Annotated in this window: 19 protein-coding genes; 6 read left to right on the plus strand and 13 right to left on the minus strand. The window is 67.2% G+C overall.

Annotated features, from left to right (window positions below):
- Positions 1-95: 95 nt before the first annotated feature.
- On the minus strand, positions 96-458 hold the full coding sequence (locus H1343_RS05200; protein WP_185984861.1) for a hypothetical protein: 363 nt from the start codon (positions 456-458) through the stop codon (positions 96-98).
- Between the two features lie 567 nt (positions 459-1,025).
- Here H1343_RS05200 and H1343_RS05205 point away from each other — a divergent pair.
- A complete protein-coding gene (locus H1343_RS05205) occupies positions 1,026-2,429 on the plus strand; it encodes a protoporphyrinogen/coproporphyrinogen oxidase (RefSeq protein WP_185984862.1) in 1,404 nt (467 codons plus the stop codon).
- Here H1343_RS05205 and xseA read toward each other — a convergent pair.
- Positions 2,426-4,036 (minus strand): exodeoxyribonuclease VII large subunit, encoded by a 1,611-nt coding sequence (xseA, locus tag H1343_RS05210; RefSeq protein ID WP_185984863.1) that lies wholly within the window; start codon positions 4,034-4,036, stop codon positions 2,426-2,428. The two genes, H1343_RS05205 and xseA, sit on opposite strands and share 4 nt — an antisense overlap.
- A 48-nt stretch (positions 4,037-4,084) precedes the next feature.
- Positions 4,085-5,026, minus strand: a complete 942-nt coding sequence (locus tag H1343_RS05215) for a LysR substrate-binding domain-containing protein (protein ID WP_185984864.1) — start codon at positions 5,024-5,026, stop codon at positions 4,085-4,087.
- 240 nt (positions 5,027-5,266) lie between these two features.
- Here H1343_RS05215 and H1343_RS05220 point away from each other — a divergent pair, with 240 nt between their 5' ends.
- Positions 5,267-5,461, plus strand: coding sequence for a YjiS-like domain-containing protein (locus H1343_RS05220; RefSeq protein ID WP_246333356.1), 195 nt, complete (start codon positions 5,267-5,269; stop codon positions 5,459-5,461).
- Positions 5,462-5,551: 90 nt separating this feature from the next.
- Here the strand turns inward: H1343_RS05220 and H1343_RS05225 are convergent, their stop codons facing one another.
- The 4 genes from H1343_RS05225 to H1343_RS05240 all read right to left on the minus strand — a co-directional run bounded on the left by H1343_RS05225 (position 5,552) and on the right by H1343_RS05240 (position 10,143).
- Positions 5,552-6,865: a hemolysin family protein gene (locus H1343_RS05225; RefSeq protein WP_185984866.1), complete on the minus strand. Its 1,314-nt coding sequence runs from the start codon at positions 6,863-6,865 to the stop codon at positions 5,552-5,554.
- A 117-nt stretch (positions 6,866-6,982) separates the two neighbouring features.
- Entirely contained in the window at positions 6,983-7,792 is an 810-nt protein-coding gene (locus H1343_RS05230) for a hypothetical protein (protein ID WP_185984867.1), read from the minus strand.
- A gap of 101 nt (positions 7,793-7,893) precedes the next feature.
- Positions 7,894-9,267, minus strand: coding sequence for a glutamate--cysteine ligase (locus H1343_RS05235; RefSeq protein WP_185984868.1), 1,374 nt, complete (start codon positions 9,265-9,267; stop codon positions 7,894-7,896).
- Between the two features lie 123 nt (positions 9,268-9,390).
- Positions 9,391-10,143 carry a 16S rRNA (uracil(1498)-N(3))-methyltransferase gene (locus H1343_RS05240; protein WP_185984869.1) on the minus strand — a complete coding sequence of 251 codons (753 nt, stop codon included), beginning with the start codon at positions 10,141-10,143 and terminating at the stop codon, positions 9,391-9,393.
- Positions 10,144-10,255: 112 nt separating this feature from the next.
- Here H1343_RS05240 and H1343_RS05245 point away from each other — a divergent pair, with 112 nt between their 5' ends.
- Entirely contained in the window at positions 10,256-11,053 is a 798-nt protein-coding gene (locus tag H1343_RS05245; RefSeq protein ID WP_185984870.1) for an SDR family NAD(P)-dependent oxidoreductase, read from the plus strand.
- 62 nt (positions 11,054-11,115) lie between these two features.
- Here the strand turns inward: H1343_RS05245 and H1343_RS05250 are convergent, their stop codons facing one another.
- The 3 genes from H1343_RS05250 to H1343_RS05260 form a co-directional block, all read right to left on the minus strand.
- A complete protein-coding gene (locus H1343_RS05250; RefSeq protein WP_210270084.1) occupies positions 11,116-11,256 on the minus strand; it encodes a hypothetical protein in 141 nt (46 codons plus the stop codon).
- Positions 11,257-11,376: 120 nt separating this feature from the next.
- Positions 11,377-12,597 carry an ABC transporter substrate-binding protein gene (locus H1343_RS05255; protein WP_185984872.1) on the minus strand — a complete coding sequence of 407 codons (1,221 nt, stop codon included), beginning with the start codon at positions 12,595-12,597 and terminating at the stop codon, positions 11,377-11,379.
- A gap of 132 nt (positions 12,598-12,729) precedes the next feature.
- Positions 12,730-13,254 carry an O-acetyl-ADP-ribose deacetylase gene (locus tag H1343_RS05260; protein WP_185984873.1) on the minus strand — a complete coding sequence of 175 codons (525 nt, stop codon included), beginning with the start codon at positions 13,252-13,254 and terminating at the stop codon, positions 12,730-12,732.
- Between the two features lie 82 nt (positions 13,255-13,336).
- Between H1343_RS05260 and H1343_RS05265 the strand changes: the two genes are divergently transcribed.
- The 3 genes from H1343_RS05265 to glcF are packed head-to-tail and all read left to right on the plus strand — an operon-like array spanning position 13,337 to position 17,389.
- Positions 13,337-14,830 (plus strand): FAD-linked oxidase C-terminal domain-containing protein, encoded by a 1,494-nt coding sequence (locus H1343_RS05265; RefSeq protein WP_185984874.1) that lies wholly within the window; start codon positions 13,337-13,339, stop codon positions 14,828-14,830.
- A complete protein-coding gene (gene glcE, locus H1343_RS05270) occupies positions 14,830-16,053 on the plus strand; it encodes a glycolate oxidase subunit GlcE (RefSeq protein WP_185984875.1) in 1,224 nt (407 codons plus the stop codon). The genes H1343_RS05265 and glcE overlap by 1 nt, the downstream gene beginning before the upstream one ends.
- A gap of 1 nt (position 16,054) precedes the next feature.
- Positions 16,055-17,389, plus strand: coding sequence for a glycolate oxidase subunit GlcF (gene glcF, locus H1343_RS05275; RefSeq protein ID WP_185984876.1), 1,335 nt, complete (start codon positions 16,055-16,057; stop codon positions 17,387-17,389).
- Between the two features lie 55 nt (positions 17,390-17,444).
- Here glcF and H1343_RS05280 read toward each other — a convergent pair whose 3' ends face one another.
- The 3 genes from H1343_RS05280 to H1343_RS05290 all read right to left on the minus strand — a co-directional run bounded on the left by H1343_RS05280 (position 17,445) and on the right by H1343_RS05290 (position 20,113).
- The gene (locus H1343_RS05280) at positions 17,445-18,227 is read right to left on the minus strand and encodes a L,D-transpeptidase (protein WP_185984877.1); all 783 of its coding nucleotides are present in this window, start codon (positions 18,225-18,227) and stop codon (positions 17,445-17,447) included.
- 150 nt (positions 18,228-18,377) lie between these two features.
- The gene (locus tag H1343_RS05285; RefSeq protein WP_185984878.1) at positions 18,378-19,244 is read right to left on the minus strand and encodes a L,D-transpeptidase; all 867 of its coding nucleotides are present in this window, start codon (positions 19,242-19,244) and stop codon (positions 18,378-18,380) included.
- Between the two features lie 152 nt (positions 19,245-19,396).
- The gene (locus tag H1343_RS05290; RefSeq protein WP_185984879.1) at positions 19,397-20,113 is read right to left on the minus strand and encodes a DUF2927 domain-containing protein; all 717 of its coding nucleotides are present in this window, start codon (positions 20,111-20,113) and stop codon (positions 19,397-19,399) included.
- Positions 20,114-20,116 lie beyond the last annotated feature (3 nt).

Genomic DNA, 20,116 nt, shown 5'->3' on the forward strand with positions numbered 1-20,116 from the left:
AGTGGATCCTTGCGGATCGTCTCGATCGCCTCGACGGGGTCATGGAAGGCGGACGCATCGTAGAGGAGGCGGCCCGGAATACTGCAACGTCGCTCCTAGAAGTTCGTCACCTTCTGGTGGGCGACTGAACCGGATACGAGGGCAAGATGAAGCGCGCTCTTTTGCGTTCGCAGCATCATCTCTCCTCCGAAATAGACGAGTGCAACAGGATTCTCAGGAGCGAGCCCGTGATGATAGTAGCGGATGCACTCGCCCTCGCAGCCGACCACCACCCAGAGGCGTCCCGTGCCGGGCCCGCAATACTCCGGTGATCCGACGGAGCCGTGCAGCGCCTCGTAGGCGTCGAAGGTTTCGGTCCTTTCAGTGGTCCTTAGTTCGCGCGGCTGCGGGTATTCGAAAGGTCCGAGGCGTGGGCTTTCGGCCGATGCCGTCTGAGAGGCCGGCGGGACCGTGAGCACTGCGGCGGACGAGCCGACAGGTTAGGCTGGGCTTGGAGGATCGGGCGATCGCCACTCTCCTTCAGGGACGCGAGGCCGCATTCTAGGCCGCGCGCTGCATCGAAGGAAGCGTGCTTATTCGACGCCATGAGAAGAGTCGGACTTCGTGTGGCGCCGCCCCTTGGGGCCGTCTTCTTCTAGCCCGCACAGATGACGCGTCGGTGACGCCTTCAAACGGTGGCCTGCACCCGATCCACTCGGCCTCTCTTTGGCCCATCCTGCGCCGAAGCTCACATGCCGGTGATCGGCAGGGCCTCGGTCGGGATGGGAGATCAGCCGTGAAGCGACTTCCCATCCCTGTGTTCCTTGCCTCGTCCGCGTTCCCGCCGCTTTGCGTGCAGGCATCGGCTCGCGACGTGGCCTGCGGCCGGGAGGGCGGCCAAAGGGCCGGAAACGATTTCGCCCAACGGTTGAAGTCGAAGAGCCCGTTTAAGGGATGAGCAGCTATTTTCTGCTTGGCTCTCGCAACGGAAGACGAGCGAAGCTGCAGCTCGGTCTCGCACGGGCGGCGATGGGAAGGTGAAAAGCATGAAACCGATTGCCATTCTCGGTGCCGGGCTCGCCGGCCTGACGGCCGCACGCGAACTGCGCGCCAAAGGGCTGCCCGTGGTCGTCCTGGAAGCGGGCGGTGTGATCGGCGGCCTCGCCGCTTCGTTCAAGGACCCGGAAGGCTTCTCCTACGATTTCGGCGCGCATTTCATCAGCAACCGTCTGGCCGGGGCGCTGGGCGCGGCAGCCGAGTGTCGCACGGTGCGCCATTACGGCGAGGCCGTGATGGTGGGCGGCCGTTTTCGCAACTATCCGCTGGGTCTCGCGCTGGAGCCGCGCTTCGCGATAAGCGCGATGAAGGGACTGTCCCTTCGCTCCGGCAAGGCTGCCTCGGCCGCCGAGCTCTTCCGCAACCGCTTCGGCGCAACGCTCGCCGACGAGGTGGCGATCCCGATCGCCGAAGCGTGGTCGGGGGCACCAGCTGCCGAACTCGCGCCCTCCGTCGGCGACAAGTTCGGCTCGGGCATCGCCAGATCGCTCTATCTCAACATCGCCTCGCGCGTCACGCATCGCGCGGTCTGCAACGGTTACTCCCACGAAATGGCGGAGAATGCAGGGGTCTATCACGTCTACCCCGAAGGCGGTCTTTCGAAGCTCCTTGAGCCGACCGTGGCGGCCGTCAGCTCCGCGATCCGCCTCTCCTCGCCGGTCGAGAAGATCATGGTGCGCAAAGGGCGCGTCGCTGCCGTGCGCGTGCGTGGCGAGGAAATGCCGGTCTCGGCCGTGGTGAGCACGGCGCCGGTCAACGTTCTGCCGCGCCTTGTTGAAGGCACGGACGCGCTTGCTCACATGGCGGCCTTCCGCTACCGCCCGATGACCTTCGTCAATCTGCGCTTCGCGGCGAGGAACATCCTGCCTGATACGCTGCTCTGGGTGCCGGATCGCTCGCAGCGCTTCTTCCGCATCGCCGAGGCACCGATCTCGATGCCGTGGCTGGCGCCCGAGGGGAAGACGCTCCTGACCTACGATCTCGGTTGCGAGATGGGTGACGAGATCTGGACGATGTCCGACGCCGATCTCGCCGAACTCTGCCTGGAAGGCACGTGCCGCATCTTCGGCAACGACCTGCGTCGCCATTTCATCGGCCACGGGGGCACCTTGCGCACGCCGAACGCCTATCCGGTCTATCTCTCGCGCTACGAAGAGGATCGCCAGCGCTTCGCACGCTCGACGGGCGTCGATGGCCTCTACAGCATCGGCCGGCACGGCGAGTTCGCCCATATCCTGATGGAGGACATCCATTGGCGCACGCTCAAGCGCATGCGCGAGGTGGAAGCCTATGTGCGCGGCGTGCCGGAAGACGAGAACGACGGCGTGAACATCGCGGGACTCGCCACGCAGGTGGCGGAGATGATGTCGCCGCGCTCGGCGGTCTCGCACTAGCTGCTGTCGCCAAAGAGATCCGTCTGGGAGGCCGGGGTCGCCACCCGCGCGCGGCGCGGGCGCGTCGGCTGAGCAGGCGGGGGCGCGGGTCTCGAGCCGTCTAGCACGGCCGTGGCGGCGCGCCTTTCGCGCCCGGCGAACTCGATCTCGTACAATGCGCCGGGCAGGAAGCCTTCTGCACGTGTGACGGGCGCGCCGGCTTCGTCGCGCACGATCGCATAGCCGCGCTCCAGCACACGCTCGGGATCGAGGCTTTCGGCCATGCGCCAGGCGGCGACGAGCCGTTCACGACGGGCGGTCGCCGCTCTCTCCGCCGCCAAGATCAATCGCGCTTCGAGATAGGCGAGGTGCCGGCGTGCTTCGCGGCTGCGGCCCGCGAGCCCTTGCGGCTGGAGGGCGGCGGACGCGCGAAGGAACGCCGAGCGGCGCCGCGCGACCATAGCGCCCAACGCATGGCCGGCCTTTAACGCGCCGCGCTCCAGCCGGGCGCGGCGGTCGGCGACGAGGGCGTCGAGCCTGGAGAGCTGTAATCCGGAGCCGGCCCGATCGAGCCGCGCGGCGCGTTCGCCCTGGATGGCGCGCAGGTTCCGGTCGAGCGCACTCGTCGCCTCGTCCAGGCGGCGCCGTGGGAGCGCAAGCAGAGTGTCGGGCGAGGGCAGGGCGCGCGCGAGGCCGTCGGCGGCCCGCCTTGCGTGATGGATGCCCCGGCTCATCGCGCCGCCATGGCGCGCATGGACGGCGGAGAGCGCGGCAAGAAGATCGGCGCGCACCGGCACCACCATCTCCGCCGCGCCGGTGGGCGTGGGCGCGCGGAGATCCGCCGCGTGATCGATCAGAGTCCAGTCCGTCTCATGGCCGACGGCCGATACGAGCGGGATCGCCGAGCCCGCAGCCGCACGGACCACGGCCTCGTCGTTAAAGCCCCAGAGATCCTCCAGACTGCCGCCGCCGCGCGCGACGATCAGGACGTCAGGGCGCGGGATCGGGCCGCCCGGCTCGATCGCGTTGAAGCCTTCGATCGCGGCGGCGACCTCCGCGCCGCTCGTCTCTCCCTGGACGCGCACGGGCCAGACGATGACGTGGACGGGAAAGCGGTCGGCGATGCGATGGCGGATGTCCCGGATGACGGCGCCGGTCGGCGAGGTGACGACGCCGACGACGCGGGGCAGATAGGGCAGACGACGCTTGCGGGCGGGGTCGAAGAGGCCTTCGGCCTCGAGCTTCAGCCGCCGCTCGTTGAGAAGCGCCATCAGCGCACCTGTGCCTGCCGGCTTCAGATCCTCGATGACGATCTGGTATTTCGAGGAGCCGGGATAGGTCGTCAGCTTGCCGGTGGCCACGACCTCCAGCCCCTCTTCGGGCTTAAAGGCGAGTTTGGAGAAGGACGTGCGCCAGATCACGGCTTCCAGTCGGGCCCGCTCGTCCTTCAGCGCGAAATAGGCGTGACCGGAGGAGTGCGGTCCGCGATAGCCGGAAATCTCGCCGCGCACGCGCACATGGCCGAAGGCGTCCTCGACCGTGCGCTTCAGCGCACCGGAGATTTCCGAGACGGAGTATTCGCCCGCGTTGCTGGCGGGTTCGGAGAGACTGTCGGGCGCTCGGCTCATGGCCTCATGTGGCGAAGCACGGGGTGCGCGGTCAAGGGCGCAGTCCGCTCATGCGGCTGAGGACGTGCGCAGACGCTGCGGGCGGATGATGCGGGTCTCGGGCACATCAGACTCTTCGAGCGGGCCTTCGTGCTGCACCAGATTCTGCAGGCTCTCCCGGATATGTTCGATCAGGGCCGTGACCACCGGCCGCTCGGCGTTGCGCGCGCGCATGAAGCCGATCTCCGCGTCGCGCAGCCTGGGAAAGCCATCGGCCTCGCCGAGGACGCGCATGCCGGGCCGCAGCGCGCATTCCGGAAGGACGCTGACGGCCAGACCCGACAGGACGGCGGAGGTCACGATGGTCGCCGACCAGCTCGAGAACAGGATGCGATAGTCGCGGCCCATGTCCTCCAGCGCCTCGACGCACTGGCGTCGCCAGACGCAGTCCTGCCGGCCGATGGCGAGCGGCAGGACGGCTTCCTCATGCACGCTGTGCGTCGCCGACGTGACGAAGTGCAGAGGCTCGGAGCGCACCACCTCCGAATGCGCGCTGGCCGTGTGGCAAACCAGTGCGACATCCAGATGGCCCTTGTCGATCTGCTCGACGAGGCTCGACGTCGTCTCGCAGGCGATCTGAAGTTCGACGCGTGGATTGGTTCGCACAAAGCGCGCCATGATCTCGGGGAGGAAGCGCTCGGCATAGTCGTCGGGCAGGCCGATGCGCACATGGCCCTCGATCGAATCCTCATCGAAGGCGGTCAGCGCCTCGCGCGAGAGGCTGAGCATCCGACGCGCGTAGGACAGAAGCCGTGTCCCATCCTCCGTCAGCCGCACGGCGCGCCCGCCGCGCACGAAGAGTTCGACACCGAGCCGCTCCTCGAGCCGGCGGACCTGCATGGAAACCGCCGATTGCGTCTTGAACACCTCGTCGGCTGCGCGGGTGAAGCTTCCCGTGTCCACCACGGCGACGAAGGTGCGGAGCTGGTCGAGATCGAGAGGGGCGGCCACCGCAATTATCCATTCTCAATGCTGATGGCAAAGATTACGAACATTCGTTTGATTGATCAAGAAGACGGACGTACTTCTGCTCGTGCAGCAGCGAGGACCCACCTTCGCCGACGCGCCCGCGGACCGCGGTGCGCGAACCCAGGCGGCTGCCCGAAGGATGGAGAGACGACGATGACACTGACATTACCGACCACGCCTAACATCTGCGAAGCGCCCGTTGGGCGGCTCAGCCGCTACGCCATGGCGATCGGCGCCTTCGTGCGTGCGATGCGCAACCGGCGCGCGGCCCTGCACATCGCCGACCTGCCGGACAGCCTGCTGGCCGATCTCGGCCTGAAGCGCGATGACGTGCACGAAGCGCTCGCGACTTCCTGGCGCGAAGATCCGACCTATCGCCTGGCCGACTGCGCGAGGCGCCGAGCCCCGCATGCGTGAGGCCAAGGCAGGACGACCAGGAAAAACCAGAACCGCCGCCGACCTGACGTCAGCGGCGGTTTTTTCATGCCCGCGTGATCGGCGTCGGGATCATATGGAGAAGCTCTCTTCCGTGCTTTCCTCGGTGCGACGCGTGGCGAGGATCTTGTCGACACGGCGCCCGTCGAGGTCGACCACCTCGAATTGCCAGTCGGCGTAGTCGATCGTTTCGCCGACCTCCGGTATGTGCCCGAAGCGCTCGAGGATGAAGCCGGCGAAGGTCTCGTAATCACGCTCCCTGGGGAAGGTGAGTCCGTCGAGCGCGCGGTCGACGTCGTCGATCGGCATGCCGGCATCCACCAGGAACGAGCCGTCCGCACGGCGAACGATCCCGTACTCCTCCTCCAGGCCCTCCGGCAGCGAGCCGGCGATTGCGGCCAGGATGTCCGTCGGCGTCACCAGCCCCTCGAAGGAGCCGTACTCGTCGAGGACGATGGCGATATGAGTACTGGCGCTCTGGAAGCGGTCGAGCAGTTTCAGCGCGGGCATCGATTCGTTGACGTAGATCGGCTCGCGAAGGGCTGCACGAACATCGATGCCGCCCGTCTTGCGAAATTGCTCGAGCAGATCCTTGGCCTGGACGACACCGACGATGTCGTCCGATTCCTCGCCGCTGACCGGAAAGCGCGAATGGCCGCTGGCCTGGACCTCGTCGAGGATGACCTGCGGATCGTCGTCGATCGAGATCCAGAAGACGTCCGGGCGCGGCACCATGATGGAACGCGCGCTGCGATCGGCGATTCGCAGAACGCCCTCGATCATCTCACGCTCCTTCTGCTCGAAGACGCCGCTTTGCGTGCCTTCGGCGATCATGGCCTTCACCTCCTCCTCCGTCACCGAACTCTCGCTGACCCCGCGATTGCCGAGGAGCCGAGAGACGGCCTCCGTAGAGACGCGCAGGAACCAGACGATCGGTGCGCCGACGGCTGCGATCGTCAGCATGACGGGCGCGACGAAGGAGGCGATGCGCTCGGAATAGGCGAGGGCGAAGCGCTTGGGGACGAGCTCGCCGAGAATCAGCGAAAGGTAGGTGATGACGATGACGACCAGCGCGAAAGCCGTGCCCTGCGCATAGGCACCGACGACCGGCAGCGGGTCCAGAAGTTCGGCGAGCGGGCCGGCGAAGGCCGAACCGCCATAGGCGCCGGCGATGATGCCGACGAGCGTGATGCCGATCTGCACCGTCGAGAGGAAGCTCGTGGGATCATCGACGAGGCGCAGCGCCTTCTGGGCGCCGCGGCTGCCTTCGTCGGCCATCTGCTGCAGGCGTGCGCGGCGCGAGGAGACGACCGCCAGTTCGGACATGGCGAAGAAGCCATTGAGAATGATGAGGAAAAGAACGATCAGCGCGTTGACGAAAAGCATCGGGGTTCCACCGGGCGTCAGGCCGCCCGCACTTCAGATACAACGGAACCATGGTTCTTGGCGACGAAGATTATGATCTCGGCATCACCTGGGCGTCCTTGTGCGATGCATGAGCCTTCACTTTGAAGCGGAACGGTTGCGATCGAACAGGGCCAGCATTTCCAGCGCGTAGCTTTCCTGCAGGTTCCGCCCGGCCTGCGCGAGCCCGAGGAAGGTGTCGAGCGGGTCGGCGGCGGGTTCCGGCTTTGCTTCCGGCTGTTTCGCCGGCTTGTCGCCCGATCGAGCGAACGCCTCCATCATCGGCTCGAAGGCAGAGAAGGGATTGGCCGACACGGCTGCGCCGCGTGACGGCGGGCGCATCCACGGAAACCCGCCGGTCAGGGCGTCCGCAAACAGCGAAGGCAGATCCGCGCCCGACGACGTCCCCGCCTTGGAGGACGGCCTGTGGAAAGCCTCGACCGCATTGGCCGAACGGCGCAATGTCTCGGCGAGCATCTGGCCGCCCGCGTCGCCCGCGAAGGGCATCGCGCCGGCCCACGAGCCGCCCGTCATCCGCGTCATGGCCTGTACGCTGAGGAGCGCGAGTTCGGGCATCATGCGGGCGATGGTGTCGGGTGCGACACCTGCCATCAGGGAAGCTTGCCGCGCCACCGCTTCCGGCATCACGCCGGCGCCGAAAAGTGCGCCGAGAAAGCCGTTCATCGGCGCTGCACCGTCGCCTTGCGCGTCCAGCGTCGCGGCTTGCCGGACCATGTCCGCGAAGGCGGCCGGCCGAGCGGCGAGCCGGGTGAAACCCAGAAGAAAGGCCGGAGCCAAGGCCTGTGTCGTGCGCCGCATCTCCTCCGTGCTCAGGCGGAACTGCTCGCGCAGCCGCTCGACCTCGTCGCCCGGCACGCTCGCCGTCAGCCAGTCGAAGAAATCCGTCATCCCGCTCCCCATCCACCGATGCCGCCGCCTGAAGGCGCATCAGATGAAGAATGGAGCAGCCGAGATGCCTGCCAAGTCACCCGGCGAGGGCGATTTCCGCGTCAGTAAGTCAGATCTTCGATCACGCGCCGCATGGAGCGCTGCCACGGCCCGTCATAAAGCCGCACCAGTTCCTCGGCCGCGGTCGTGCCGCGTGCGACCGCCTCCTCGAGGGGGGCAAGGAAGAAGCTCTCGTCGTTGCCGTCCTCGTTGAGGCGGGCTCGGGAGGCCAGGCCCGATCGCGCGATCGCCAGGCTCTCGCGTGCGAGGTCGAGAACGGTGCCCGAGCGGAACGGCGTTGCGAAGCCCGAGCGCGGCACCTCGGCGCGCAGGGCCGCGACTTCCTCGAAGCTCCAGTCGGCGGTCATCGCATCCACGGCCTCGAGTGCGGCCGTGTCGTAGAGGAGGCCCACCCAGTAGGCGGGAAGCGCGCAGATGCGCCGCCAGGGGCCGCCGTCCGCTCCGCGCATCTCGATGAAGCGCTTCAGGCGAACGTCCGGGAACAGCGTCGACAGATGGTTGATCCAGTCGCCCATCGTCGGTGCAGGCGAAGCGATGCGGCCCTTCATCGCGCCGTCGAGGAACTGGCGGAAGGTGACGTCCGTCGCCTCGACGTAGCGACCCTCGCGCATGACGAAATACATCGGTACGTCGAGCGCCCATTCGACATAGTCGCGATAGGAGAAGCCCGGCTCGAAGGCGAAACGCAGGAGGCCTGAGCGCGCGTTGTCGACATCCGACCACACGTCGGAGCGCCAGGAAACCAGCCCGTTCGGCCTGCCTTCCGTGAAAGGCGAATTGGCGAAGAGCGCCGATGCGACAGGCTGGAGGCGCATACCGATGCGCATCTTGCGGGCCATGTCGCTTTCCGACGAGAAGTCGAGATTGACCTGGATGGTCGCAGTGCGGAACATCATGTCGAGCCCGCGCGTGCCGACCTTCGGCATGTAACGCGCCATGATGTCGTAGCGCGACTTCGGCATGCGCGGCGTCTCGGCCATCGTCCAGACCGGGCTGGACCCGAGGCCGAAGAACTTGATGCCCAGCGCGCCGGCAACGCGCCGCACGTCGTCGAGATGGGCGTTCGATTCGCGGCAGGTTTCGTGGATGGTTTCGAGCGGTGCGCCGGAAAGCTCGAACTGGCCGCCCGGCTCCAGCGAGATCGCCCCGGCGCCGGAGGGACCCGCGAGGCCGATGATGCGCCCCTCATCGGTGATCGCCTCCCAACCGGAAAGCCCTCGAATGCCTTCTAAGAGCGCTGCGATACCGCGTTCGCCCTCGTAGGGCACGGGGGTGAGGTCATCGGCGTAGTAGCCGAACTTCTCGTGCTCCGTGCCGATGCGGAAGGCGCTTTCAGGCTTTTCGCCGGCCTTCATGTAGGCGACGAGCTCGTCGATGGAGGTGAGCGGGGTCAGGTCCGTCGTATCGCGCGCCATCAGATCATCCGGTCGTCTGTTCGGTTCACCCGTCGGCGGCGCGAGGGCGAGATGACCGCGTCTCTTGCCGCTTTCGGTCCGCTTCGCAAGCGATTTTCGGCGCGTCCACCGGCGACGAGGCGTTCACGAGGACGGTGTCGCCCAGTCTCCGGCGGCAGCCTGCACCACGGCAAGCGCCGCGACGGCGGCCGTGTCGGCGCGCAGGATCCGGGGGCCGAGCGAGATCGCGGTCACGAAGTCGTAGGCGAGGAGCATCTCGCTTTCCTGCCGCGAGAACCCGCCTTCCGGCCCGATCAGGACGGCCAACGGTTCGCCACGATACGCTGCGATGACAGGTAGCGGGTCGGCGCTCTCGGCGCGCTCGTCGCAGAAGAACAGCCGGCGCGCCGGATCCCACCCTTCGAGGACGGCGGCGAGCTTCTCCACCGGCGCGCAGCGCGGCACGGCGAGGATGCCGCATTGCTCGGCCGCCTCGACGGCGTTGGCCTGCGCACGCTCCAGATTGAATCGCGGGTTCTGCGTGTGTTGCGTCATGACGGGGCGCAGCACCCCGGCGCCCATCTCGCAGGCCTTCTGGATCATGTAGTCCAGCCGCGCGGCCTTCAGCGGCGCGAAGAGATAGTGCAGGTCGGGCGCGGGCTCCTGCGCCCGCACGCGCTCGGCGGGCGTCAGCGAAAGGCTCTTCTTCGAGGCCCTGGCGATCGTGCAACGCCATTCCCCGTCGCGGCCGTTGAAGGCGAGCACGGCGTCTCCGTCGGCGAGGCGCAGGACGTTGGCGAGGTAGTTGGAGTGGGCCACCGAAAGCGGGAAGCCGCCGCCTTCGGCCAGCGTGTCCTCGACGAAGATACGCGGGGCGTTGAAGTCGTGGTCCGGCATTCTGTCGCAGTCTCTCATGGCGCTCGGGGCGAAACCTAAAGCGAAACGCCCCGTTGTCACGCGGAAGATGCGCGCCGCCATCCGCGCAGGCGCGCCGATAGAGAGACGATCAATGGATCTGGGCATCAAGGGGCGCGTCGCGATCATCACGGGCGCCAGCAAGGGCATGGGCTGGGCGACCGCGCAGCTTCTGGCGCAGGAGGGCGTGAAGCTCGTCTTGTCCGACGTGAAGGTAGACGAGCTCGAAGCCGAATGCGGCGTGCTCGGCGCGGACGCGATCTGCGTGGAGGCCGACGTGACGAAGCAGGACGAGGTCGACGCGATCGTCGCAAAGGCCAGGGAGCGCTTCGGCAAGGTCGACATCGTCATCCACACGGCAGGGATCACAGGTGCCAAGGGCGATCCGCTCGAGATGAAGGATGAGGACTACGAGGAGGCGTGGCAGATCGACTTCATGTCAGCCGTCCGCATCGCGCGCGCGAGTTTCCCCCTCATGCGGGAGAACAAATGGGGCCGCTTCGTCTGCATCACATCGGAGAACGCCGTTCAGCCCTACTGGGAGGAGGCGACCTACAACACCGCCAAGGCGGCGCTCGCGGTCTTCGTGAAGAACCTTTCCTACAAGGAGGCCGAGTACGGCATCCTGTGCAACACCATATCGCCGGCCTTCATCGAGACACCCATGACGGACGGTATGATGGAGAAGCGCGCCAAGGAACTCGGCGTCTCGTTCGACGAGGCGGTCGAGAGCTTTCTGGAAGAAGAGCGGCCGGGCATCGTCCAGAAGCGGCGCGGCAGGGTGGAGGAGGTCGCCGCCGTCATCGCGCTCGTCGTCTCCGAGCGCGCCTCCTTCGTGAACGGCGCCAATCTGCGCGTCGACGGCGGCTCGGTGCAGGCCGTCCAGAACTGACGCAGGGCATGAAAAAAGCCGCCGGTCCCAGAGGGCCGGCGGCTTTTTGCGTCGTCGGTCTATCAGTTGTTGGGGCCGTCGATCTGCTTGGGCGGCACCGGGTCTGAGGCCGGGAACGTATCGTCGAGCGATTCGTCCCGATCCTCCTCGTCGTTCATCGGGCGCTCCTGCGCACCCGGCTGTTCGCGCTTCTCCGGCGCCACGATTCCTTCTTCTTCAATGGGAAGACGGCCTTGCGACACTTCTGACATCTGGATGCTCCTTGATCTGTCCCGTCGGAAACGCCGTGCAGGTCGACGCGTTCCGAGGACAGCATGTCGCAACTACCAGTTCGACAGGTCGCAGCCGCTGCCTTCCATAGGACGGAAGGCCTCGTCTCCGGGGATCGTGGAGACCAGTTCGTAATAGTCCCACGGCCCCTCGGACTGCTCCGGGGTCTTGACGCGGAAGAGGTACATGTCGTGCAGCTTGCGGCCGTCCTCGCGGATCATGCCGCTGGTGAAAAGCGGGTCTTCGCTCTGTGTCGCCTTCATCTGCGCGATCACGGCAGCTGCGTCATCCGGCGATCCGACCTCGGCGACGGCCTTCAGGTAATGCAGGAGGCCGGAATAGACGCCAGCCTGCGAGGAGGTCGGCATGCGACCGTCGAACCGCTCCGCGAAGCGCTGCGACCACTCGCGCGTGCCGTCGTTGAGGTCCCAGTAGAAGGCTTCCGTCAGGACGAGGCCCTGCGCCGTCTGAAGGCCGAGGCTATGGATGTCGCTGATGAACATCAGGAGGCCGGCCAGCGCCTGTCCGCTCTGGACGATGCCGAACTCGGCCGCCTGCTTGATGGCGTTGGTGGTGTCGGCGCCCGCATTGGCGAGGCCGATGACCTGTGCGCCCGACGCCTGTGCCTGAAGCAGGAAGGACGAGAAATCCTGCGTCGGGAACGGGTGGCGCACCGACCCCACCACCGTGCCGCCGGCTTCCTCCACCGATTGCGAGGTGTCGCGCTCCAGCGCGTGGCCGAAGGCATAGTCGGCCGTCAGGAAGAACCAGCTCGTCAGCCCCTCGCGCACGAGCGCGGAGCCGGTGCCGTGGGCGAGCGACCAGGTGTCGTAGGTCCAGTGGATGGTGTTCGGCGAGCAGTTCGTGCCCGTCAGGTCCGAGGTGCCGCCACCCGAGACGATCACCACCTTGTCCATCTGCCGCGTGACGTCCGCCACCGCGAGCGCGGTGGAGGAGGCCGGCAGGTCAAGGATCACGTCCACGCCTTCCGCTTCGTACCACGAGCGCGCCGTTGTCGCAGCGACGTCCGGTTTGTTCTGGTGGTCGGCCGAAACGAGCTCGACATCGACGTTCGCGCCGGCCTCGCTGGCTTTGAAGTCGTCTATGGCGAGTTGCGCGGCGACGACCGCGCCTTGGCCGGTGACATCGGCGTAGGTGCCGGACATGTCGTTGAGAACACCTGCCTTGACGCTGGCCGGCGCATCCTGCGCCATAGCCGGGCTCGAGCACAGGGCCGCCATCGAGACGGCAGCCATCATCGATCGGATTCGCATGCGTTTCCTCCCGTTATCGTTTTGTCGATCACTCGCCGCCGCCGCTCCCGCGTTTAAGCGCATTGGAGTGGACGGTCCTCCCGGCTTGCTCACATCGTCATTGGTATCGCAGGGCGCGCCGCGCGCAAGCGCTCAGTTGGCTTCCCTCAAAGCCTCATTCAGTCCACGCGCGTCATCCGGCGAGAACGCGCACAGCACGATGCGCCTGAAAGCTCCGGTGGCCGCCGCTTCGCGCGCCTCGCGTACGGCGATCCGAGCCGCGCGATCCTTCGGGAAACCGTACACGCCGGTCGAGATGCCGGGGAAGGCAATCGTGGAGAGACCGTTCCCGCGCGCGAGCGCGAAGGCGCTGCGATAGGCAGAGGCCAGGGCATCCTCCTCACCGCGCGCGCCGCCGTGCCAGACGGGGCCGACGGTGTGGATCACGCGGCGTGCCGGCAGTCCGTAGCCGAAGGTGATGCGAGCCTGCCCTGTCGGGCAGCCGCCGATCGTTCGGCATTCTTCCAGAAGCTGCGGCCCCGCCGCGCGATGGATCGCGCCGTCGACGCCGCCTCCGCCGAGCAGGCTTTCGTTTGCCGCGTTGACGATGGCATCGAGCTGGAGCGTGGTGATGTCGGCGACCACGATCTCGATGATGTTTCCCGGATCAGCACCCATCGGAACCTCCCGTTCTCCGCTAGACTTGGCGCGGCGGGCTCTTTAGTTCAATTCCAGACGAGACGTTCGGGAGGATCGTTCGATGTCGATACTCATGCCCAAGCCCAGCGAGGCCGTGATTGCGAAGCGCGAGGCGATCGTCGCCGCGCTGCGCGCAATCGTGCCGGGCGAAGGCGTGGTGGATGCTTCGCGCGAGATGGCGGTCTTCGAGACGGACGCGCTGACCGCCTATCGCCAACTGCCGCTCGTCGTCGTCCTGCCGGAGACAGTGAAGCAGGTTTCCGCCGTCCTCGCCTATTGCCACGCGAACGACATTCCTGTCGTGCCGCGCGGCTCCGGCACCTCGCTGTCGGGCGGATCGCTGCCGCTCGCCGACGGCGTCCTTCTCGTCCTGTCGAAGTTCAACCGCGTCCTCGACATCGACCTCGACAATCGCTGTGCGGTCGTGCAGCCGGGCGTCACCAATCTCGGCATCACGAAGGCGGTGGAGCACGCCGGCTTCTATTACGCGCCGGACCCGTCCTCGCAGATCGCCTGCTCGATCGGCGGCAATGTCGCGGAGAATTCCGGCGGCGTGCACTGCCTGAAATACGGGCTGACGGCCAACAACCTCCTCGGCGTCGAGTTCGTGACGATGGAGGGCGAGGTCATCCGCCTCGGCGGCAAGCATCTCGACTCGGAGGGCTACGACCTTCTCGGCCTCCTCACCGGTTCGGAGGGGCTTCTCGGCGTCGTTACGGAAGTGACCGTGCGCATCCTGCAGGCGCCCGAGACAGCGCGCGCCGTGCTCCTCGGCTTCCCGACCTCCGAGCAGGGGGGGCAGTGCGTGGCCGACATCATCGCCAAGGGCATTATTCCCGGCGGCATGGAGATGATGGATCGCTTCGCCATCCGGGCGGCAGAGGACTTCGTCCATGCTGGCTATCCGCTCGATGTCGAGGCGCTTCTGATCGTGGAACTCGACGGGCCGGTGGCCGAGGTCGACCACCTTCTCGCCGAGGTCGAGGCGATCGCGCGCGCCAACGGCGCGACGACGGCGCGCGTCTCGCAGTCCGACGCCGAGCGTGCCTCCTTCTGGGCCGGGCGCAAGGCGGCCTTCCCGGCCGTCGGCCGCATCTCTCCGGATTACCTCTGCATGGACGGTACGATCCCGCGCAAGGAACTGCCGCGCGTCCTCGCCGGCATGCGCGCGCTGTCGGAAAAATACGGTCTCGCGGTCGCCAACGTCTTCCATGCCGGCGACGGCAACCTCCATCCGCTGATCCTCTACGACGCCGGCAAGGACGACGAACTGCAGCGGGCCGAGGATTTCGGCGCCGACATCCTGCGCCTCTGCGTCCAGGTGGGCGGCGTTCTCACCGGCGAGCATGGCGTCGGAATCGAGAAACGCGACCTGATGCCGGAGATGTTCGGCGAGGACGATTTGAAGCATCAGATCCGCGTGAAGTGCGCCTTCGACGAGAAGCACCTCCTCAACCCCGGCAAGATGTTTCCCGTGCTCCATCGCTGCGCCGAACTCGGCCGCATGCATGTCCACAAGGGGCAGGTGCCGTTCCCCGAGCTTCCCCGGTTCTGATGCCCGACATTCCAGACAACGCCACACGCCTGTCCCCCACCGGCATCGAGGAGCTTCGCGAGATCGTCCAAGCGGCCGTCTCGGCCGGAGAACCTCTGAGCGTGGAAGGCACGGGCTCCAAGCGCGGCCTCGGGCGGCCGGTGCAGGCCGCGCGCACGCTCTCCACGGAGGCGATCGGCGGCATCCTCTTCTACGAGCCCGAGGAACTGGTGCTTTCGGCCAGGGCCGGCACACCGATGGCGGAGATCGAGGCGCTCTTGTCCGAGCGCGGCCAGCGGCTGGAGTTCGAGCCGATCGACTACGGGCCGTTGCATGGGCTGGAGCCCGGTCTCGGCACGCTCGGTGGCACCATCGCCTGCAATCTCTCCGGGCCGCGACGCATCAGCCGTGGCGCGGCGCGCGATCACATCCTCGGCCTTGGCGGCGTCTCGGGGCGCGGCGAGATCTTCAAGGCCGGCGGGCGCGTCGTGAAGAACGTCACGGGCTACGATCTCTCCAAAGGGATCACCGGCTCCTTCGGCACGCTCGCCGTCATGAGCGAGGCGACGATCAAGGTCATGCCGCAGACCGAGGCGGAGACGACGCTCGTCCTGCGCGGCCTCTCGGACGAGGAGGCGACGGGCGCGATGGCGGCCGCAATGGGCTCCTCCGCCGAAGTCTCGGGCGCGGCGCATCTGCCTTACGGCGTGGCGGCGCGCGTTCTCGACGGCGCCTTCGGGCGCGAGGCGGCGACGATTCTTCGACTTGAGGGCTTCGGGCCGTCTGTCGCGGCGCGACAGGATTATCTCGGCCGTGCTCTGGAACGGGTGGGTCGGCTGGAGCGGATCGAAGGCGACGCCTCTCGCGCGCTATGGCGCGACATTCGCGACGTGCGGCCGTTCTGGGGCGAGCCGCACCGCGCGGTCTGGCGCCTCTCGCTGACGCCGACGCGCGGGCACGAGCTCGTCATGGCTCTGCGCATGAGCTCGGCCGCCGAGGCGTTCTACGACTGGCAGGGCGGGCTTGTATGGCTGCGGATGGAGTACGGTGTCGATGCCGAGCGCATCCGTGCGCTCGTGCGCCAGTATGGCGGCGGCCATGCGACGCTGGTTCGTGCGTCCGAGAGCGAACGCGCATCGACGCCGGTCTTCCACCCGCAGCCGGCGCCGCTCGCAGCGCTGTCTCGTCGGCTGAAGGATCAGTTCGATCCGGCCGGCATCCTCAATCCCGGCCGGATGGGCTGACATGCAGACACATTTTTCGCCCGCCCAGCTCGAGCATCCCGAGGTCGCGCATTCGGAAGGCATCATCCGAAAATGCGTGCATTGCGGATTCTGCACGGCCACGTGCCCGACCTATGTGACGCTCGGCAACGAACTCGACAGCCCGCGCGGGCGCATCTACCTCATCAAGGAGATGCTGGAGAACGACCGGCCGGCGGACGAACAGGTCGTCACCCATATCGACCGCTGCCTCTCCTGCCTCGCCTGCATGACGACCTGCCCGTCGGGCGTGAACTACATGCACCTCGTCGACCACGCTCGCGTCCATATCCAGAAGACCTATCGCCGGCCCTTCGCGGACAGGATGATCCGCCGCATCCTCGCGATGACGCTGCCCTATCCGGCGCGCTTCCGGCTCTCGCTGCGCCTGGCAAAGCTCGCCGCCCCCTTCGCCGGCGTCTTCGAAGCCGGGCCGCTGAAGCCTATCGCCGCCATGCTGAGGCTCGCGCCAAAGAGCGTTCCCGCCGCCTCCACCATCAACGCGCCGGCGGTGCATCGTCCCGCGCAGATGGCGAACAAGCGCGTGGCGCTGCTGACGGGCTGCGCGCAGTCCGTGCTCGACCCGAAGATCAACGAGGCGACGGTACGGCTCCTCAACCGCCTCGGTGTCGAGGTGGTGGTGCCGAAGGGGGAGGGGTGCTGCGGCGCGCTCGTTCATCACATGGGCGAGGAGGACGCCGCGCTCGCCTTCGCGCGCGCCAATGTCGACGTGTGGACACGCGAGATCGAGGCGGGCGCGCTCGATGCGATCGTCATCACCGCGTCCGGCTGCGGTACGACGATCAAGGACTACGGCCACATGCTGCGGCTCGATCCGGCCTATGCCGCGAAGGCCGCGCGGGTTTCTGCCCTCGCCAAGGACGTCACAGAGTTCCTGGCGACGCTCGACCTGCCTTTGCCGGAATCCCCCGGCGGCATGGTCGTCGCCTATCACTCGGCCTGCTCGATGCAGCACGGCCAGAAGATCACGGCCGCGCCGAAGACGCTGCTGGCGCAGGCCGGCTTCACCGTGCGCGACGTGCCGGAGGGCCATCTGTGCTGCGGCTCTGCAGGCACCTACAACATCCTCCAGCCTGAGATTTCCGCGCGCCTTCGCGATCGCAAGGTCAGGAATATCGAGAGCGTTCAGCCCGAACTCATCGCCACCGGCAATATCGGCTGCATGACGCAGATCGGCTCGGCGACCGGCATTCCGGTGCTGCACACGGTGGAACTCCTCGACTGGGCCTTCGGAGGCGAGAGGCCAGCCGTTCTGGCTCGTGCCGCCCCGCAGAGGGAGTCGATCGCCGCCCTCTGAAACGACGAAAGGCCCGCCGGTGAGCGGGCCTTCCTGTCTTCCCGTGAAGCGCGCGTTACTGGACGCGCGAGCCGAAGAGCTGGGAGAAGAGACCGCCGCGCTGCCCCTCGCCGCCGGCCTGACGCATGACGCCCGTCTCGGCGTAGACATTGTCGCTGTTGGCGTTCGGGCCGATCACGACGACCTTGGCGCCGTTGTTCACACGCTCGTAGAGGTGCTCGACATCCTCGTTCATCATGCGGATGCAGCCCGACGACATGTTCTGGCCGATGGTCCAGGGCTGGTTGGTGCCGTGGATGCGGTAGAGCGTGTCGCGGCCGCCGCGATAAAGATAGAGCGCGCGGGCACCGAGCGGGTTGTCAGGACCGCCCGCCATGTAGGCCGGCAGGATGCGCCCCTTGGCCGCTTCGCGCTTGCGCATGGCGGCGGGCGGCGTCCAGCCCGGCCATTCGGCCTTGCGGCCGACCGTGGCAGCACCCGCCCAGGCAAAGCCCTCCTTGCCGACGCCCACGCCATAGCGCGTCGCCTGGCCGTTCCCCTCGACGTAGTAGAGGAACTTGCGGCCCGTATCGACGATGATGGTGCCGGGCTTCTCGTTGGTCGAGATCTGCACCTGATGGCGGGCGAAGCGCGCGTCGGGGCGCGGCATGGTCTGGGTGGAGCGGGCCTGCGCACGCTGCGTCTGCGTCACCTGTGCGCGCTCGGTCGGCGTGCCCTGCACCCAGCGCTGCGCGGAGAAGTCGTAGTAGCGGGTCTGCTGCGCGCTGGCAGGGCCGGCGATCGCGAAGGCGGTGAGCCCCGCGAAGACCGCTGCGGCCATCGTCCTGGAAATCGTCATGGCATCACCTTTTCGCTTCTTGTGCGGATGGCGACGCCATCCTCCAGCCTTCGGACATGCTTGTTATCGTTTCGACGAGAATGCACGTATTCGGCCAGCGGCTCCTGTTCCGCGCCGGCACCGACGGAGATTGCGGCAGCACTGTGGCGCCTAGAACACAACCACGCGGGCGCCCACCGGCACGCGGCCGTAGAGATCTATGACGTCCTCGTTGCGCATGCGGATGCAGCCGGACGAGACGGCCTGTCCGATCGTCCAGGGCTGGTTGGTGCCGTGGATGCGGTAGAGCGTGTCGCCAAGATAAAGGGCGCGGGCACCGAGCGGGTTATCCGGTTCGCCGGGCATGTGTGCGGGCAGCACGACGCCTCTGGCGCGCTCGCGCGCGATCATCTGGCGCGGCGGCGTCCAGCCCGGCCATTCGGCCTTGCGGGTGATCGTCTCCGAGCCCTTCCAGGAGAAGCCTTCCTTGCCGACACCCACGCCATAGCGCATCGCCCGGCCGTTCGGCTCGACGAGGTAGAGGTAGCGCGCCCGCGTGTCGATCACGACGGTGCCGGGGCGGTGCGGACCCTCGTAGACGACGGTCGTCGGCAGGAAGGCCGGGTCGATCGTGCGTGTCGCGTGCGGCTGCATGGTGCGCACCGGCGGCGTGACGACCGCCACCTCCTGTTTGGGCGCGACCACGACCGGATGCCCGCGCGGGGCGACGAATTGAGGCGAGGTCGGCACGATGCGCTTGCGGCGGGGGCGTTCGACCTGGCCGAGCGGCACGACTACGCCGCCGGGGCCGACGACGCCGACCGGGATGTTGCCCTGGAAGACGACCTGCCCGTCCGGGTGCGAATAGACGGTCGGCGGTGTCTTGTACTCGATCGCGACGCCTGCGGACGGCGAGAGCTGGAGCACGCGTTCGGCGGCGAGGCGCTGGTCGAGGCGCACATAGTCGTCGCGCGCGCTGGCGCCGGACGTGCCGGCCACGAGAAGCGCGGCGGCAAGGAAGATGGCAAAGTTTCGCATGCGATGCGGACCCTTCGGCCGGTTGTCACTTGATGCGAAACTGGGCCTGCAGGACCGAGGAAATGGTGAAGGAGCGCCCGGCTTCGGCGCTCTCGTGGACTATCTTCGCGCGCAGCGTTAACGCGCGCTTGGCAGCGCTGGTTAATGCGCGCTTAACGGCGGGCGAGGCGCCGCCGCGCATCGCGCAGGATGGCGGGCAGGAGGGGCGCTGCGTCCGCTTCGCGCATGCCTGGCGTGAGACGTTCGTCATAGAGCATGTTGAGGATCAGGCGGTCGTAGCGGGTGAACTCGGTGAGCTGCGACGTGTCGTTGAAGACGCTTTCGGGCGCATCGGCATTGTCGTTCAGCGGCCCCAGCCCCTGTAGGATCTCCTCGACCATGCAGCGGCGGAACAGCGGCTCGCCCTCGTCGGAGACGATGATGGCGTCCGAGCGCCGCAGCCCCTGTCGTGAATAGTTGGCGCGCACGATGCAATTGCCCGGCACGGTCATGAACGGGTTGCCGTAGACGCGGCGGCCGACCTCCTGATAGCGCGCCCGATCGACGATGTGGACGATAAAATCCGCGCGCTCACCCTCGTCGACGAAGGACGTCTCCAGCCCGTCGATGGCCGCATCCACCTGCGTCACGAAGCGACGGACGGCAGCGCGACGGTCGATCCGCGACGTCTGCTCGATGCGGAAGCGCACCGGCCGCATGAACTTCTTGAGATAGGTGCCGTCGCTCATCGGCCCGGTGATCTCGGACGAGAAGACCACCGAGTTGAAGCCCGCGATCATCGCCGCGTCACTCGCGCGCTGGGCATGAGCCGGGCCGAGTGAGGCGAAGAGGAGAAGGAACCCGAGGGCGGCTTTGGCAATAAAAGGCATCGG

It is taken from the genome of Aureimonas mangrovi (genome assembly GCF_014058705.1).
GTDB classification, from domain to species: domain Bacteria; phylum Pseudomonadota; class Alphaproteobacteria; order Rhizobiales; family Rhizobiaceae; genus Aureimonas; species Aureimonas mangrovi.

What these genes read in the sequence shown, in the direction of transcription:
- H1343_RS05205 (WP_185984862.1), top strand. Translation starts at nt 1,026, where the DNA reads ATGAAACCGATTGCCATTCTCGGTGCCGGGCTCGCCGGCCTGACGGCC.
- xseA (WP_185984863.1), bottom strand. Translation starts at nt 4,036, where the DNA reads ATGAGCCGAGCGCCCGACAGTCTCTCCGAACCCGCCAGCAACGCGGGC.
- H1343_RS05220 (WP_246333356.1), top strand. Translation starts at nt 5,267, where the DNA reads ATGGCGATCGGCGCCTTCGTGCGTGCGATGCGCAACCGGCGCGCGGCC.
- H1343_RS05225 (WP_185984866.1), bottom strand. Translation starts at nt 6,865, where the DNA reads ATGCTTTTCGTCAACGCGCTGATCGTTCTTTTCCTCATCATTCTCAAT.
- H1343_RS05230 (WP_185984867.1), bottom strand. Translation starts at nt 7,792, where the DNA reads ATGACGGATTTCTTCGACTGGCTGACGGCGAGCGTGCCGGGCGACGAG.
- H1343_RS05235 (WP_185984868.1), bottom strand. Translation starts at nt 9,267, where the DNA reads ATGGCGCGCGATACGACGGACCTGACCCCGCTCACCTCCATCGACGAG.
- H1343_RS05240 (WP_185984869.1), bottom strand. Translation starts at nt 10,143, where the DNA reads ATGCCGGACCACGACTTCAACGCCCCGCGTATCTTCGTCGAGGACACG.
- H1343_RS05245 (WP_185984870.1), top strand. Translation starts at nt 10,256, where the DNA reads ATGGATCTGGGCATCAAGGGGCGCGTCGCGATCATCACGGGCGCCAGC.
- H1343_RS05255 (WP_185984872.1), bottom strand. Translation starts at nt 12,597, where the DNA reads ATGCGAATCCGATCGATGATGGCTGCCGTCTCGATGGCGGCCCTGTGC.
- H1343_RS05260 (WP_185984873.1), bottom strand. Translation starts at nt 13,254, where the DNA reads ATGGGTGCTGATCCGGGAAACATCATCGAGATCGTGGTCGCCGACATC.
- H1343_RS05265 (WP_185984874.1), top strand. Translation starts at nt 13,337, where the DNA reads ATGTCGATACTCATGCCCAAGCCCAGCGAGGCCGTGATTGCGAAGCGC.
- glcE (WP_185984875.1), top strand. Translation starts at nt 14,830, where the DNA reads ATGCCCGACATTCCAGACAACGCCACACGCCTGTCCCCCACCGGCATC.
- glcF (WP_185984876.1), top strand. Translation starts at nt 16,055, where the DNA reads ATGCAGACACATTTTTCGCCCGCCCAGCTCGAGCATCCCGAGGTCGCG.
- H1343_RS05280 (WP_185984877.1), bottom strand. Translation starts at nt 18,227, where the DNA reads ATGACGATTTCCAGGACGATGGCCGCAGCGGTCTTCGCGGGGCTCACC.
- H1343_RS05285 (WP_185984878.1), bottom strand. Translation starts at nt 19,244, where the DNA reads ATGCGAAACTTTGCCATCTTCCTTGCCGCCGCGCTTCTCGTGGCCGGC.
- H1343_RS05290 (WP_185984879.1), bottom strand. Translation starts at nt 20,113, where the DNA reads ATGCCTTTTATTGCCAAAGCCGCCCTCGGGTTCCTTCTCCTCTTCGCC.